Origin of the sequence: Tunturiibacter psychrotolerans (genome assembly GCF_051013365.1) — a bacterium.
Taxonomy (GTDB): Bacteria; Acidobacteriota; Terriglobia; order Terriglobales; family Acidobacteriaceae; genus Edaphobacter; species Edaphobacter psychrotolerans_A.
Map to the genome: position 1 here is coordinate 2841307 of NZ_CP132941.1, position 14094 is coordinate 2855400.

Consider the following 14094-nt stretch of genomic DNA (forward strand, 5'->3'; position numbering starts at 1 on the left):
AATCCCCACGGAGCGCTGCAATTTTTGGAGGCTATGCGGGAGAGGAAGGATATCGGACTACACAACCCGTATCTCATTGAGAGTGAACTATCTTTGGCTGCTGCGCCGAAAGTGTGGTGACTGGGGACGTGTGGATGGCAGCGGCGAGACGCGCGAGAGGGTTCGCATCCATATGCTCCTGAACATTTGAATTGGTTTACGACGTTGATTTGTTAGCAAAGAAGCTACGGTTTGCTTAGCAACTCCATCATGTAGTCAGTTGCAGCCTTATCATTCATCAGAGCGAGCTGGGACACGATGCTTCGCTTCAACTCGAGGTCCTTCTCACTGCGGGCCAGCTCCACCATTCTCGGTGCATCCTGAGTAATAAATAGTCCGGAGATGACAGATTTCTTGATCTTCGGGTCGCTAGTCGCCTTATAAACTTCCACGAGTGTGTCGTTCGAGCGCTTGCCTTCGAAGACCGCGATCGACCGAATTGCTTCGCGCTGGAGTTCGGGGCCCATCTTCCCCATCGCCGCATCATGCAAAATGGCGTCGGCGTCGGGCGATTTGCTTTGTGCCAACACAAACAGTGCATGTTTCTTCATGGCGGGCGACCCGTTCCCATTGAGGACACCTCTCAAGAGAGGAATCGCCCGCGCAGGATCCTGATTCAGCAGCGAGTTCAAGGCCAACATCTTCAGATCCTCATCTGAACCGTGTGGTGGATTGCTGTTATCCCACATCTCCACATCTTCCACTGAGGGATCGGTCATTGCCCGCACCTGAACATTCACATTTTTCATGCTCTCAGCTAAGGCCTCCGTATCGATATGTACATTCACAGTCAATGCGGAACAGTCTCGATTCCACTGGCTGTTCGGGTCTTGCGCACGTAGTTGGTCGCATGTCGCCGCAGCTAATTGAGGTTTGCCCAGCTTGTTCAGCGAGTAAGCCTTCCAATAAACTGCCGCGTCCACGCGCTTCCCTTTAGCGTTAATCACCTTGTCAAAAGAGACAACCGCATCCTGCCAGCGATGCTCATCCATTGCTTTCGAGCCCGCTGTGTAGGCGACATCGTCCTGTACCGGTGCAGCAGCCAGTTCTGGCGTGAGCGCATGAATGGAAGACACGTCCATCGAAAAAAACAGCAGTGTCGAGCAGAGTGTAATTCGAGTAAAAGACATCATTGTGCCGCTCCTTGATTTCGATCGTCGTTTTGCTGCAGGATCCTTATGTCCAACAGCAATCCGCTTGTATTCATCTCCAACCGCAGCCTCCACGTGCTGTGCTGAGTTTCCGGTTCGTTGTCCAGTGTGGTCAGGACACGGCCGAGGTTTTCCAACACCGCTGCTTGCGCCACATCTCCACTCTCCCTCGCCGAGTGAACATAAACCGCGTTTTTCAGAAGCAAGTGATGTGCCTGTTCGCGCGTAATCTCATCCAGCGGCCCCTGAGTGTTGTTCACTTCAGTGAGCAACCGTTCCGCGGAGTCGAGATGATCCGCAATTGCCGGATCGCGGGGCTCACTCGTCAGTGGTCCGTGTCCGTTGATCGCCACATTCGGCCGCCTCTTCATTGTGTAGCTCCCGTGCAAAGCTATAAAGACCACCCCGAGGAGCGCTGCCATCGCCAAGCCAATCGTGGGCCATATAAGCTTCCACCGAAGACCAAACCGCTTCGGATGGCCGGCGCCCAATACACTCAGATTTCCACGCAACCGCTGCCAGTTTCTCTCCAGATCAAGCTTCGGGACTGGCTCGGCGGAAAACACACGCAGCGTCTCCGCGATCGACTCCGACACAGCGGCGCATTGCACGCACTCCTCCAGATGCCGACGAATTGCAGTCTCATTCGAGCTCTCATGTAACTGATATGCAATCAAATCCTCTTCTGGAAAATGTTTCATCGCAAACCTCCTGCAACAGGCGCGAGCGATCGCCGCAGCTTCGAGACCGCTCGAAAAACAGCCTGTTTCGCTGAGTTCACCGTGATGTTCAGTGCCTCCGCAATCTCTGACATTGGAACTTCTTCCATGTGCCTCATCGTGAATGCAGCTCGCTCCATCGGAGTGAGCGCTGCCATCGCTGTTTCACGAAGAGAGACAGCTTCCCTGACAAGCAGCTCGCCCTCCGGCCCTGCCTGCCCGTCTGTGACACGCACCGTACCCTGTGCCGCAGAGGGCTCGTCCGCGATTCGCGGTGCACGATAGGAGAGATCGCGGTTGCGTCGTTCGACGAGATTGATAGCCGTATTCATAGTGATTCGTACGATCCAGGTCGAAAAGGCAGAATCCTGCCGAAAACTCGGCAGCTTGTTGTAAGCGCGCAGAAACGCCTCCTGAGCTGCTTCTTCCGCATCTTCTTTGTTGCCAGTGATGCGAAACGCTACACGAGCCACCGACGAGAAGTGACGATCCATCAACACACGATAAGCGTCTCGATTCCCCCCGAGCACCTCTCGGATCGCTTCTGTCTCTGCTCTATCCATTCGCCGATTAGACAACTGGTTTGCCCGCTGGTTAGGTTCCCGGGAAAAATAATCGGCGGAATGGACAAGCGTCCATCTCATACCGGCATGAATTGGGAGTAATGTCCCATATGCCATATGACAAATAGAAGAAGGATAGCCCGGCCATTCAATGGTTCCTGATCGAAGATTCACCGCGCCCGTTCTTGAACTCGCCAATCGTGGGCTGGCTGAAGATTCCTGCACGACCGCTCGCAAAATTGAGACTCCACTGGTGAGATTGGGGTTATATAGACGCGCGCTCAACCCTTCAAACTGGCCTGCCTAGCCGTCGGCTTCGAGTTCGACAAGATTGGCACCTCCATTCCAGACCTTACGTACGACACTAGTACCCTCGTACCTAACCCAGGTGTCGATCTCGACCAATGCATTGACTACGGAAAGCCGCATAATCTGAGAGGAATCGCCTCTCTATCCTTGACAGGATGTTTGCGCGCTTCTCATGTCGTCGATGTAATGCTCTGTTCATAGTCCTGCGCATATTATGAGTGCACCTTCGCGAGTTCACTCATCGAGGAAAAAAGCATGAGCACTGCTGCAACCCTCGCATCTATAGGCGATGACGGTGTTTTGAACGAGTCGCTTTCCCCCACGCTCTCGAATGTTTGGATCGACCGCGATGTCAGCTGGCTCGATTTCGACGAACGAGTGCTGGCCGAGGCGCTCGATGAGCGGACGCCATTGTTGGAACGAGCTAAGTTTTTAGCTATCTTCACCTCGAACCTGGATGAGTTTTTCATGAAGCGTGCCGTCGTACTGCGCGAGGGAGAAGCTGAGGCGAGGCGTTCACTGACACGGCAGCTTAGGGACAGGCTGACCCCCATGCTTCAGCGCCAGGCTGAGTGTTACCGGCAAGTGATCATCCCCGGTTTGGCTGCGCACGGTGTCCATCTAAGAAATTGGGATGAACTAACCCAAGTTCAGCAGGACGAAGCCGCGCGCTACTTTGACTCGCAGCTATCTCCAGCCCTAACTCCGCTGGTCGTTGATCCTGTGCATCCGTTTCCATTTCTTTCCAATCTTTCCACGTCACTGATCTTTCATCTGCGCGACACAGCTCACAACGAATCGATGTACGCTCGCGTAAAAGTTCCCGAAAATTTGAAACAGTGGGTGCCATTGGAGAGCAATGATGCACCAAATCAAAAGGTATTCGTTCCTCTGCATGAAATCATTCGGGGCAATCTCCATAAGCTTTACAGTGGAATGACGATCAGGTCTGTCACGCTCATGCGGCTAACTCGCGATGCTGAGGTGGAACTGGAGGAGAATTCCGAAGCTGAGATTCGAGGCCTGGTTCAGGATCAGATACGTCAACGGCGTTATGAACCGGTCATCCGTCTTGAGTTCGGGCCGGGCGCTGACCCGGCGATCAAGGAGCTGCTGCGCGAGCGTTTTGGACTGGCGCCTTCAGAACTCTATGATATGCAGGAGGAGTTGGATTACGGGAGCCTGTTTGAGCTTATGGGCTTGCCGTTCCCAGAGCTGCGTGAACCCGCTTGGACTCCTCTCGTACCCCCGGCCTTCCAGAACGTGGGAATCTTCGCCGCCATTCAAGCCGGTGACGTGCTTGTCCATCATCCCTACGAGAGCTTTGACGCCAGCGTCGAAGCGTTCATACATAGTGCCGCTGACGATCCGCAGACCATCTCGATCAAGATGACCGCATATCGTATTGGCGACGATACGCCCTTTGTTAAATCGTTAGTTCGGGCCGCTGAACAAGGAAAGCAAGTCGCCTGCGTCATGGAGATAAAAGCTCGCTTCGACGAAGAGCGAAATCTGCACTGGGCGGCCGAGCTTGAGAGAGTGGGAGCCCATGTAACGTTCGGCATTAAGGGTCTCAAAACTCACGCTAAGACGGCCCTCGTTGTTCGGAAGGAGGCCGATGGCCTGCGCTGCTACGTGCATATCGGGACCGGCAACTACCACGTGAAGACAGCACGCCTGTACACAGACCTTGGTCTGCTGACAAGCAACCCTCTGATTACTCGCGACGTTGTGAATCTCTTTCACTATCTGACCGGGCACGCAAGCGCGCCGGAGTGCACTACCATTTTGGTGGCGCCTACGACTATGCGCCCGCGTTACCTTGAACTAATCGAACGTGAGATCGAGCATAAACTGGCGGGACGTCCGGCCAGAATCGTCGCGAAGATGAATCAGCTTGAAGACCCGGCATTGATCGAAGCGCTCTGTGAAGCCTCTCGCGCCGGCGTATCGATCGACCTTATCATCCGAGGCTTCTGCTGTCTGCTCCCAGGCATTCCCGGTCAGACCGAGAACATTCGTATTCGATCCATCATCGGCCGCTTCCTCGAGCACTCGCGAATCGCTTATTTTGCCAATGGTAAAGAGGATCACCTTGAAGGTGATTTTTTCATCGGATCTGCGGACTGGATGGTTCGCAACCTCTCTAAGCGAATTGAGGTGGCGACGCCGATCCTAGCCAAAGAACCAAAGCGGAGGCTTTGGGAGTTCCTTGACATTTGTCTGACGGACAAGCGGCAAGCTTGGGTCCTCGATACTAACGGCACTTATTCGCAGTTGCGGCCTGATGGAGAAGGCAGTTCCACGGGGGCCGAGGCACTAGGAACTCACAAGGCGATGATGGATCTTGCGAGCTCTTATTGTGGAGACTGCTAGTAAACTTCGAGCGATTCTCGCCTTGCGGCAAACGGCTTCATGCAATGACATAGTGCCCGTGTGCTCTAGAAGTTGGCCGCGATATACGTTAATCAAGCAATATTTCGTAGGGCCGCATCATCTCGTTAGCCGCATGTGCTCAAGGGTATGGCAATGCCAGACAAATCGGCCCGCATGGCCATCAAAGCGCACTGCGATACGCGTACCCCCTCGCGACTCCACACGCACCGTGTCCTTCCATCCAGCCTCCTGCTTCATCGGAGAGACCGCAGGGCCGATGTAGGCCAGAGTCTCGTTGGATAGGTAAGTTGGCACCGAAATCGGGCGCCGATCCAGTACCTGAAATCGCACCTGATGCAGATGAATGGGGTGGGTGTCGGTGGTCAGATTGATCAGTTGCCAGATTTCCAAACTCCCGTGACGGGGCTTCTCGGTAATGGGATCGTGCCAGCGGTTTCCGTTGAGTAACATTTGAGAAGGATGACTGAGGTCTGGTCGGTCAATGTGTGATCGACAAAGTTTTCTTTTGACCAAGGGGAAAGAACAAGGAGCGGCAAGCGAGGCCGATGGCCGCAGCGGGCCAGCGCATGGTGGTTAGTCGGATCGATGCCCGGCAGAATCACCTTTTGATCTCCGCAAACTCCCTTGTCGTTGAGGAAGTCTGCGATCCCGTTGGAGGAGTTTACGATGGGGCCTGAACTGATGGTCATACCAGCCGTCAGAGTCGTCGTAGGTCACGATGATCGCAGTCGAGTCCCAAAACTTCGACTGTTGGATGAAGTTGATCGTGTTGACCAGGAACTCCTGCTCGTCCAGTGGATCGGATTCTCCGGAGTGGCCAGCCCAGCGGCTTTTTCCATCTTTGTCTCATCATATGCATCTTTTAAGTGGAGACACTTTGCCAAAAACTGAGAATCGGTCCATTTATCCTTCCGCCACAAAGAATGGGGTCACCGCTGATCCCTCCATACGCACTACTCATCCCAACGTGATCCTTACGATCTGTTGCATGAGCCTGCTGATCGTGGGCATGGATGTGACGATTGTTAATGTCGCGTTGCCGGCAATCCAGAAAGACCTGCACGCTCAGCTGGCTGGACTGCAGTGGATCCTCGACGCTTACACTCTGGTGGTGGCAAGCTTCCTGATGCTGGCAGGATCAGTGTCGGACCGTTTCGGGCGCAGGAGGGTGTTCCAGATCGGATTGGCCGTGTTCGTTCTCGGATCACTTCTATGCAGTCGGGCTGGAACAATCGAACAACTTATCGGATTTCGTGCGCTCCAGGGATTTGGGGCGTCAATGCTGAATCCGGTAGCTCTGTCGATTATTGCAAATGCGTTTCCGAATCCGAAGGCTCGAGCGCGGGCAGTGGGCGTATGGGGGGCGGTGGCAGGTCTATCGCTGGGTATCGGACCGCTGATCGGGGGAGCCCTGACTGAGTCAATTGGATGGCGGTCGATTTTCTGGATCAACGTGCCGATCGGAGTTACGGCAGCGCTGCTGGCGGCGCACTTTGTGCCTGAATCGAAGGCTGCGCGCGCCCGCGCCTTTGACCCGGTTGGACAGATCCTGGTGCTGATTGGGCTGGCAACGCTGACGTCGGGTGTCATCGAAGGGCCGCACGAAAGGTGGGGATCAGGATTGATCCTGGGGTTCTTTATTACAGGGGGGATGGCATTGCTTGCGTTCGTGCTATACGAGCCGCGCAGGAGTGATCCCCTCTTGGACCTGCGGTTCTTCCGCAGCGTGCCATTCTCGAGCGCAACGGTCTTAGCCCTATGTGCCTTTTCTTGTTTCGCGGGATTTCTCTTTTTGAATGCACTCTATCTCCAGCAGGTGCGCGGATTTTCACCTTTTCACACTGGATTGTTTACGCTGCCTCTGGCGTTAGCGATGTTGGTGGCTTCGCCATTGTCGGGACGGCTTGTAGGGAACTACGGCACGCGACCTTCTCTTTTGGCCTCAGGTGTTGGATTCCTACTAAGCGCACTCATGCTGACCCGGTTGACTCAACAGACTTCAGTAGGTTGGCTGCTCGCTGTATACGCGCTGTTCGGCGTCGGGCTCGGCATGGTGAATGCGGCGATCACAAACAGCGCGGTGGCTGGAATGCCGCTATCTCAGGCGGGCGTAGCTGCTGCGGTTGCTTCGACGAGCAGGCAGGTAGGCGCAGCGATTGGTGTCGCGGTGTCTGGAACGGTGGTATCAGTAAGCCATGCAAACGGCACAGATTTCACTTCGGCGACACACCCGATTTGGTGGGTAATGACGGCGTGCGGCGCAGCGGTGCTAGTGATCGGGTTTGCGTCGAACACGGGTTGGGCACGGGCAAGCACAGAACGGGTGACGCACTTGTTTGACGAGCGGCACTGAAGTGCAAAGAAGTGATCAAACCCAATCTATTGCCAACTGGCTGGAAATCAGTATCCTCATTTCCAGCGTCAGAAGTCCCGGGCCAGCCGTGTTCTATAGCGTGTTTATCTGACCGAGGAGATTTATATGGCGGAATCAACGGAGATTAAGAAGGGAAGCGAACTCGAGTTTCTCCTCAAATCGCTACCGCAAGGCGATGGCGTCCCAAAACTCACAGCGGCAGACATTGCCGCTGCCCTGGCAAAAGAACCGGACAGCAAGAAGGCCGCGGAGACTCTCCAAAAAATCGCTGCCAGTGATAAAAACAAGCTTCCTGGAAGCACTGAAGTTCGGGTTGGGCCATTACATATTAAGCTCAAGAAGCTTATCCGGTCTGCTGCCTGTTCAGTATTCTTTCTGGGCATCTCTACCGTGGATGCCTCAAAGGTCACCTTTCTGGCAGGTGTTGAGCAGGGGCTTGAGTTCTTAGCCGCTTTTGCAGAAAGCCTTGAGAAGCTGAGTCCTACCGAGATCATGTTGTACGACATCATTGCAGAGATCGAAACCAGGAACCGATTTCCCCACATCGATCCGAAGCACCTCCAAGGGACAGAGCAAGACATTCAGACCCTGATCCGAGCGCGAGGGTATGATCTTCCTCGGGATTTCAAAGATGCCCTCATCGGGCTTCTGAATAAGAAAGCGATCGAATCGGCACCCGGTGCGCCGAACGATCCAATCTATCGCCCGATCTTCTAGGGAGTTCAGTATGCCTCAGTATCTCGCGACGATTCCAAATAATGACGCTGGAAAACAAGCGGTCAATCATCTCAGAGAGTTCGGACCTTGGGACTTCGGAATCACCTACCGGGGATCTCTGTCTGACTTTTTACGACAACTTTCCGAAGTACCAATCGTCGCTACGCAGGTACTCGAAGCATTGCCGTATGAATTTCATGCCCTAGAGGTCGCAGAAGGTCAGGAAAAAATCGCCATCCCAAAGATTCTTCGATGGCATTCCGATCCGACAGGCCGACGGCAGTGGCGCGGCCATATCGAAGCGATCGAACCAAACGTAAAGTTTAGACTCTCGGCACTCGGGCTCCCCTTTTCTCTCGGTGGCTGGCATAACAGCTATTTGAAGACGCTCAACATCGGAGCGGCGGGTGGTGGAGGGCGGGCAGACGTTAAAGTGGCCGTGCTCGACACGGGATCCGACAAGCTGCATTTCGTGACTGACTTTTACGATATAACGACAACGTCCGCTAACCTCCATCCCGGAGCGGCGAATCAGGTCGACACCGACGGACATGGAACGGCAATGGCAACGCTCATCCACGAAGTCGCCCCGGGGGCATCAATATCGATGGTGCGTATAGCCGACAGCGACCCGGAGTATATGCATGTTCTCGCCGGCCTTGCTATCGCCGTGTGCGACTGCCAAGCAGAAATCGTCAATCTTAGTTTTGGCTTTGTCGATTTTGGCGGGAGTTGCGGAGCCTGCGGCGCGAATGATGTCTCTCGTTCGATTGCTCTTGAAAAAATGCTTGGTATGTTGATCGATCTCGATCCGTCGATTCGGATTGGATTCAGGGCTCCCATCTTTGTGGCAGCGACGGGCAATCAAAGATCAACAACCGGCTTCCACTATCCCGCGGCCTTTGACTACACGATAGCTGTTGGATCGGTGACCGATAGCGGTCAGCGGTCGTCGTTCAGCAACTATGGCACAACCCACACGGCTTTTCTGGTCGCCCCAGGAGGGGAAGAAGTACTGCCACAAGAGCATGTAGGCAGTGGTAGTACGGGCATCTGCTTTGGAACGTCGGTGTCGACTGCGTACATCTCCGGCATACTGGCCTTGATGCGCCAGGACGGCAGCTATTCCTCTCTGAGTCGTGAGGACCTGATCGACGCCCTTCTCAAAATGTGCGTGATGCCAGGTGGTGGGAATGCGAACGAGTACGGACGAGGCATCTTTCACTACGTATGACGGTGAAATTACTCCGACATCGGCCCTGCCAGACAAGTGACGAGAGGGTTTATCCTTATTCATTCGTAATAAAAATTGCAGCTTCGTGTTCTTACGACGATGCGCTTCGCGAGCATCAGACCCGCGACCACATATCCAAAAGATAATAACGACGGCAGCATCAACTTCTTTATTGAGTCCAAACACACCGCGTATACATCGATTCTGTATCAACTCTTGACAGTAAGCGTGAATACCTTGTGTCCTGATCAGGGAGATAGTTAAACGAAGTAATGGCAAACGCGACTGCAGGGTTCGCACGCACCTTCCGGGCTTTTCGTTACCGCGACTTCCGCTTGATGTGGTTCGGAGCATGCGCGTCCACCGTTGGGACGTTTGTGCAGCAGTTCGCGCAAAGCTGGCTAGTCTATGACCTGACGAAAGACCCGTTCTATCTCGGCTTGGACCTTTTCTTGGGCCAGCTTCCAATTATGATGTTCTCTCTATTCGGCGGTGTCTTTGCAGATCGCATGGATCGCCGGAAGCTGCTCCTTGCCTCGCAGTACATCCAGATGACGTGCGCGTTTCTCTTGGCACTTTTGTTCGCATTCCACGTTGTAAAGGTATGGCACATTCTTGCGCTGTCATTCGTCGTCGGCCTTGGGCAGTCCTTCGGTGGCCCTGCGTACTCCTCGCTCTTGCCGACGTTGGTTGGTCCAGAGGATCTCTCCAACGCGATCGCAATGAACTCGATCCAGTTTAATCTTGCCCGAATCATTGGTCCGACGCTTGGCGGTTTGACCTACACCACGCTTGGTGCAACTTGGTGCTTCACTCTGAACGGTTTCTCCTATTTGGCGGTGATAGCGTCGCTTTTTCTGATTCAGGTGAAGTTCGTCCCTGCAAAGACAACTGACTCTGTCTTGTCGAGCATGAAAGAGGGAATTCGTTTCATACGGCAGCGGGACGGCATGAGCGCACTGGTTGTCCTGGCATTCTGTACGACACTGTTTGGTTTTTCTCTCAACGGCTTTATTCCGGTCTTTGTTCGCGATGTGTTCCACAAAGGCCCGGAAACTTACACGTTGCTGCTCGTCTGCTCAGGCGCCGGTTCAATCTGTGGCGCTCTAGCAGTTGCGACTTCGGAAAAATTGAAGGGACAGGGGCGGCTAACCCTCCTGATCCTCGCCCTATTGGGGCTGATTACGGCTGGATTCGCCCTATCGAGATGGCTTCCAGCATCCTGCACTCTGATGTTTTTCGCAGGAGCGGCAGTTATGGCATCTGCATCCCTTATGCTTTCTCTGGCGCAACTCATCTCGACGGATGCAATGCGTGGCCGTGTCATGAGTGTCTACAACCTCGCGTTCCGCGCCGGGATTCCACTTGGCGCGCTGGGGCTGGGGAAACTCATACCTATGTTTGGGGTTTCAAAGTCACTGGCCGGCGCTGGTATCGCGCTAACTAGCCTAAGTCTCTATTTCCTTGTCTCGAGGAAGGATGAAACGTTTCGTTCATCCCGTTCCGTTCGTCTCTAACCTGGAGAGGTGACTACAGTCCGCTATCCAAGCCAACGCTCGAACCTGACCATCGTCAAGCTAGGCAGGCCCAAAGGCGCGGGCTTCATCTTGACGCGGACAGCCGTAAGCCGACTGTCCGCGTTTGTGCCTGAGTCCTTGGGGGTTACCAACGACCCTGGTGGGATCCACCGTCCACGTGCAGCACCTCCCCGGTGACGTTGCGGCCTTCGGTTAGGTACACAACGGCGTCAACGATATCGCTGATGCTGGAGATTGTGCCCATCGGCGAGAGCGTCTTGAGGAAGTCCTTTGGGTTGTTTACGTGCATCGGAGTGTCAACAATGCCCGGCGCTACTGCGTTGAAGCGGATGTGCTCTTTCGCATACTCGATCGCCAGGCTGCGGGTGACAGCTTCAATGCCGCCTTTGGTGATCATGGGCACGGACGCCGGCATGCCGGCGATCGGATTGACGACCATCGAAGTGGTGATGCTGACGACGCTGCCACCTTTCTTCTGCGCAAGCATCTGCTTCACAGAGCCCTGAGTCACGAAGAGGAAGCCTTTGAGGTTCACAGTCGAAAGCGCCTCGAAGTCTTCCACCGTGAATTCCGTGAACGGTTTGGCAAAGAAGATGCCAGCGTTGTTCACCAGAGCGTCGATCGAACCAAATTTTGTGATCGCAGTTTCCACAATCTTTGCTGCGACCGCGCTCTCTCCGATGTTTCCATCGACGAGCGCGAGTTTATCGGACTCACGAAAGGTGCCTGAGCTGATAATATTCCGCGAATTAGCCACCACGTTGTAGCCCCGGTCGAGAAACGCCTGCACCACGCCCGCGCCGATCCCCTGAGACGCTCCAGTTACGATGATTGTTCCCTTGCTTGCCATGTTTCTCCTTCGTCGCGACGGTTTTGTTCGTCGTACATAACAAGAGATTCAGCTTGCATTGATCGCGATTCGTCGTAAGTTTCGATCAAATGATAGGTCTAGACTATCTATTCGCGGTTACGAGAAAAGGGTCTTCTCACGAATGGAGGGAAGCTCTTCTTCCAGTAGTTGAAGAAACAATTTGAGAGGGACTGAGGGTTCCCTTTTTTGCCATGCCGCTACAAAGTCGATACGGACATCATCAGGCTGCAGGCGGAAGAACGAGATGTTGTCTGCGCGCAGGTTGCGGGCTGAGGCGGGAATGATAGCGACTCCTTCTCCGGCCTCGACAGTGGCAAGCACAGAGTTCATATTGTTCAGCTCGTTTTGCAAGCGGGGTGAAAATCCATTGTCGTTGCAGACACGTACGATTGTGTCAAAAACCGCAGGCGAGCTTGACCGCTGGAAAACGATGAATCGTTCCCCCGCGAGATCTGCGATCCGAATTCGTTTAGCCCGGACCTTGCGGGCTTTGCATAGAGCTGCGACTAACGGTTCACTGAAGAGCAGTCGCGTATCATACTGGGCCCGGCGGTCTGCCGACAGCGGACGCGTAAACGCGATGTCGATCTCGCCGCGATCAAACGCAATGTCTTGGCCTCCCGGCACATCCTCGACTAGGCGCATCGCAACGCCAGGATGACGAGCCTTGTATTTGCGTATAAGGTCGGGCAGAAACAGATGAGACGTAAATCCCATGAAGCCGATACCAAGCGTGCCGATCTCCCCTTTTGCGGCCCGTTGCGCAGTGGCTATCGAACGCTCCGCTTGAGCGAGCGTCTTCAATGCTTCCTCGTAGAAAACCTGCCCCTCGGGTGTGAGCTTGGCGACCCGTCCCTCGCGCGCGAACAATTTGATCCCGAGTTCGCCTTCAAGATCTGCCACAGCCTGGCTAATGGAGGGTTGCGCAATATAAAGATGCCGCGACGCTTGACGGTAACCCTTCCACTGGACAATTGCAGTGAAATATCGAAGATGCCGCAGTTCCATCTGATAGCTCCTTCCTATCAATTGATTAAAACATGCGGACAATCAAATTCACGCCGTTGCCTTGCATCAATGCCCACCAAGGTCCCCCGGGAGATGTGCTTTTTCGCGGACAGGGCAATTGCGTTCGTGAGCATCGCGCAGTCCCAAGACCATGAGGCAATCGCCACTGTCAGCAAAACAGAGAGGCGCCTTTCACATATTCATGCTGCATTCGAAATCTATTCGATCGCCGATTCAGGCAATCCCAAAAACAAAATCATCTGATCTCGAAATGAAGGTTCTGAATTTCAGTGTAAGCAGATTCGTTTGTTGACCTTCCTGAAATGCTTAGCGAATAGACACCTTGTTCAAGGGACGTCGCCGGTATCAGCAACGGGACCGTGTTTTGTACGTTCTCTTTCGACAAAGAGAACGACAGCATTTTCTTGCCGGCTAAATTCGAGATATCGCATCGATATTCGCCTGTAGCCTCACGCGGTGGCAAATCAACAAGCAGGAGAAAAGGCTTTCCAGGTTCGACCTTGAACGCTGTTTGAACACTACCTCGTGCGGTCTTGTCGGTCAGTGAAAAATATTGCAAGGCTTGAGGTGAGGCGGCACTACGGAGCTTCGGGATCAGCAATATGTTCTGATACAAAATGAACGAGAAGCATGCAATGGAAGCTGCAATTGCGTAACTCAAAGGTTTCCAGCGATTAAGGATAGGTAAGACCTTTGGTTTGGGTGCGCTGATTCGATCAGAGACAGTCACCCTTCCAGCAAGTTCAAGAAACGCTGAGGTACTTCTCAAATCGCTGGCGCATTCGCCGCATCCGAAGTAGTGCTCTTCGAATTCGTCTCGCTCCGAGGCGGACAATTCCTTCAGCAGATATCTTTCTACGGCTTGACTCTCAATTGCTTCCTTATGATCCACAAATTACGCCCTCATTGGATGGTGAAGCTTGCCCACTAAACGTTTCATTTGCCAATCAGTGATTCAACTCAAGTACAACAGTAGCGGCAATGAGTGAGGATTCGCAAACGATTTATTTTCAGTTAGTTATTCGGTGCCTAGCGATCTAGCGGGGGCAGCTCGGAATGTAAATGGCTATCCCACAGACTACGGTGAGTAAAAGGGAGAGTACCGTAAAGGGGGCAAGTCGATCGCTTGAATCTCAAAAAAGCTGTTTACTCA

At 53.8% G+C, this 14094-nt stretch carries 13 protein-coding genes and 1 pseudogene; 5 read left to right on the forward strand and 9 right to left on the reverse strand.

The features are described 5' to 3' along the window. Nucleotides 1–224: 224 nt before the first annotated feature. The 3 genes from RBB76_RS11890 to RBB76_RS11900 are packed head-to-tail and all read right to left on the reverse strand — an operon-like array spanning nt 225 to nt 2409. On the reverse strand, nt 225–1172 hold the full coding sequence (locus RBB76_RS11890) for a HEAT repeat domain-containing protein (RefSeq protein ID WP_429631888.1): 948 nt from the start codon (nt 1170–1172) through the stop codon (nt 225–227). Beyond that, nucleotides 1169–1891 carry a hypothetical protein gene (locus tag RBB76_RS11895; RefSeq protein WP_429631886.1) on the reverse strand — a complete coding sequence of 241 codons (723 nt, stop codon included), beginning with the start codon at nt 1889–1891 and terminating at the stop codon, nt 1169–1171. The genes RBB76_RS11890 and RBB76_RS11895 overlap by 4 nt, the downstream gene beginning before the upstream one ends. Next, nucleotides 1888–2409 carry an RNA polymerase sigma factor gene (locus RBB76_RS11900; RefSeq protein WP_429631884.1) on the reverse strand — a complete coding sequence of 174 codons (522 nt, stop codon included), beginning with the start codon at nt 2407–2409 and terminating at the stop codon, nt 1888–1890. The genes RBB76_RS11895 and RBB76_RS11900 overlap by 4 nt, the downstream gene beginning before the upstream one ends. Before the next feature lie 627 nt (nt 2410–3036). On the opposite strand from RBB76_RS11900, the gene ppk1 reads away from it, so the two are divergent. Continuing rightward, nucleotides 3037–5157 (forward strand): polyphosphate kinase 1, encoded by a 2121-nt coding sequence (gene ppk1 / locus RBB76_RS11905; protein WP_429631882.1) that lies wholly within the window; start codon nt 3037–3039, stop codon nt 5155–5157. Between the two features lie 117 nt (nt 5158–5274). Here the strand turns inward: ppk1 and RBB76_RS11910 are convergent, their stop codons facing one another. The 3 genes and pseudogenes from RBB76_RS11910 to RBB76_RS11920 all read right to left on the reverse strand — a co-directional run. Next, entirely contained in the window at nt 5275–5628 is a 354-nt protein-coding gene (locus tag RBB76_RS11910) for a multicopper oxidase domain-containing protein (RefSeq protein ID WP_429631880.1), read from the reverse strand. After that, the gene (locus RBB76_RS11915; RefSeq protein ID WP_429631927.1) at nt 5550–5780 is read right to left on the reverse strand and encodes an alkaline phosphatase family protein; all 231 of its coding nucleotides are present in this window, start codon (nt 5778–5780) and stop codon (nt 5550–5552) included. Before RBB76_RS11915 ends, RBB76_RS11910 begins: the two co-directional genes overlap by 79 nt. Beyond that, a pseudogene (locus tag RBB76_RS11920) lies at nt 5752–5985 on the reverse strand (alkaline phosphatase family protein); the annotation flags it as partial. The gene RBB76_RS11915 and the pseudogene RBB76_RS11920, both read right to left, overlap by 29 nt. A 181-nt stretch (nt 5986–6166) precedes the next feature. Between RBB76_RS11920 and RBB76_RS11925 the strand changes: the two are divergent. The 4 genes from RBB76_RS11925 (at nt 6167) to RBB76_RS11940 (ending at nt 11020) form a co-directional block, all read left to right on the forward strand. Then, on the forward strand, nt 6167–7531 hold the full coding sequence (locus RBB76_RS11925; protein WP_429631878.1) for an MFS transporter: 1365 nt from the start codon (nt 6167–6169) through the stop codon (nt 7529–7531). Nucleotides 7532–7657: 126 nt separating this feature from the next. Then, complete coding sequence (locus RBB76_RS11930) at nt 7658–8269, forward strand: hypothetical protein (RefSeq protein ID WP_429631877.1); 612 nt, start codon at nt 7658–7660, stop codon at nt 8267–8269. A 10-nt stretch (nt 8270–8279) separates the two neighbouring features. Beyond that, entirely contained in the window at nt 8280–9503 is a 1224-nt protein-coding gene (locus tag RBB76_RS11935; RefSeq protein ID WP_429631875.1) for a S8 family peptidase, read from the forward strand. A 272-nt stretch (nt 9504–9775) separates the two neighbouring features. Next, nucleotides 9776–11020 carry an MFS transporter gene (locus RBB76_RS11940; protein ID WP_429631873.1) on the forward strand — a complete coding sequence of 415 codons (1245 nt, stop codon included), beginning with the start codon at nt 9776–9778 and terminating at the stop codon, nt 11018–11020. Nucleotides 11021–11165: 145 nt separating this feature from the next. On the opposite strand, the gene RBB76_RS11945 is transcribed toward RBB76_RS11940, so the two are convergent. From RBB76_RS11945 to RBB76_RS11955, 3 genes are all read right to left on the reverse strand, one after another. Then, complete coding sequence (locus RBB76_RS11945; protein ID WP_429631871.1) at nt 11166–11891, reverse strand: SDR family NAD(P)-dependent oxidoreductase; 726 nt, start codon at nt 11889–11891, stop codon at nt 11166–11168. 117 nt (nt 11892–12008) lie between these two features. Next, entirely contained in the window at nt 12009–12920 is a 912-nt protein-coding gene (locus RBB76_RS11950; protein WP_429631869.1) for a LysR substrate-binding domain-containing protein, read from the reverse strand. Nucleotides 12921–13176: 256 nt separating this feature from the next. Further along, a complete protein-coding gene (locus RBB76_RS11955) occupies nt 13177–13833 on the reverse strand; it encodes an anti-sigma factor family protein (RefSeq protein WP_429631867.1) in 657 nt (218 codons plus the stop codon). Between the last annotated feature and the right edge of the window lie 261 nt (nt 13834–14094).

What these genes read in the sequence shown, in the direction of transcription:
- RBB76_RS11890 (WP_429631888.1), bottom strand. Translation starts at nt 1,172, where the DNA reads ATGATGTCTTTTACTCGAATTACACTCTGCTCGACACTGCTGTTTTTT.
- RBB76_RS11895 (WP_429631886.1), bottom strand. Translation starts at nt 1,891, where the DNA reads ATGAAACATTTTCCAGAAGAGGATTTGATTGCATATCAGTTACATGAG.
- ppk1 (WP_429631882.1), top strand. Translation starts at nt 3,037, where the DNA reads ATGAGCACTGCTGCAACCCTCGCATCTATAGGCGATGACGGTGTTTTG.
- RBB76_RS11910 (WP_429631880.1), bottom strand. Translation starts at nt 5,628, where the DNA reads ATGTTACTCAACGGAAACCGCTGGCACGATCCCATTACCGAGAAGCCC.
- RBB76_RS11925 (WP_429631878.1), top strand. Translation starts at nt 6,167, where the DNA reads ATGAGCCTGCTGATCGTGGGCATGGATGTGACGATTGTTAATGTCGCG.
- RBB76_RS11930 (WP_429631877.1), top strand. Translation starts at nt 7,658, where the DNA reads ATGGCGGAATCAACGGAGATTAAGAAGGGAAGCGAACTCGAGTTTCTC.
- RBB76_RS11935 (WP_429631875.1), top strand. Translation starts at nt 8,280, where the DNA reads ATGCCTCAGTATCTCGCGACGATTCCAAATAATGACGCTGGAAAACAA.
- RBB76_RS11940 (WP_429631873.1), top strand. Translation starts at nt 9,776, where the DNA reads ATGGCAAACGCGACTGCAGGGTTCGCACGCACCTTCCGGGCTTTTCGT.
- RBB76_RS11945 (WP_429631871.1), bottom strand. Translation starts at nt 11,891, where the DNA reads ATGGCAAGCAAGGGAACAATCATCGTAACTGGAGCGTCTCAGGGGATC.
- RBB76_RS11950 (WP_429631869.1), bottom strand. Translation starts at nt 12,920, where the DNA reads ATGGAACTGCGGCATCTTCGATATTTCACTGCAATTGTCCAGTGGAAG.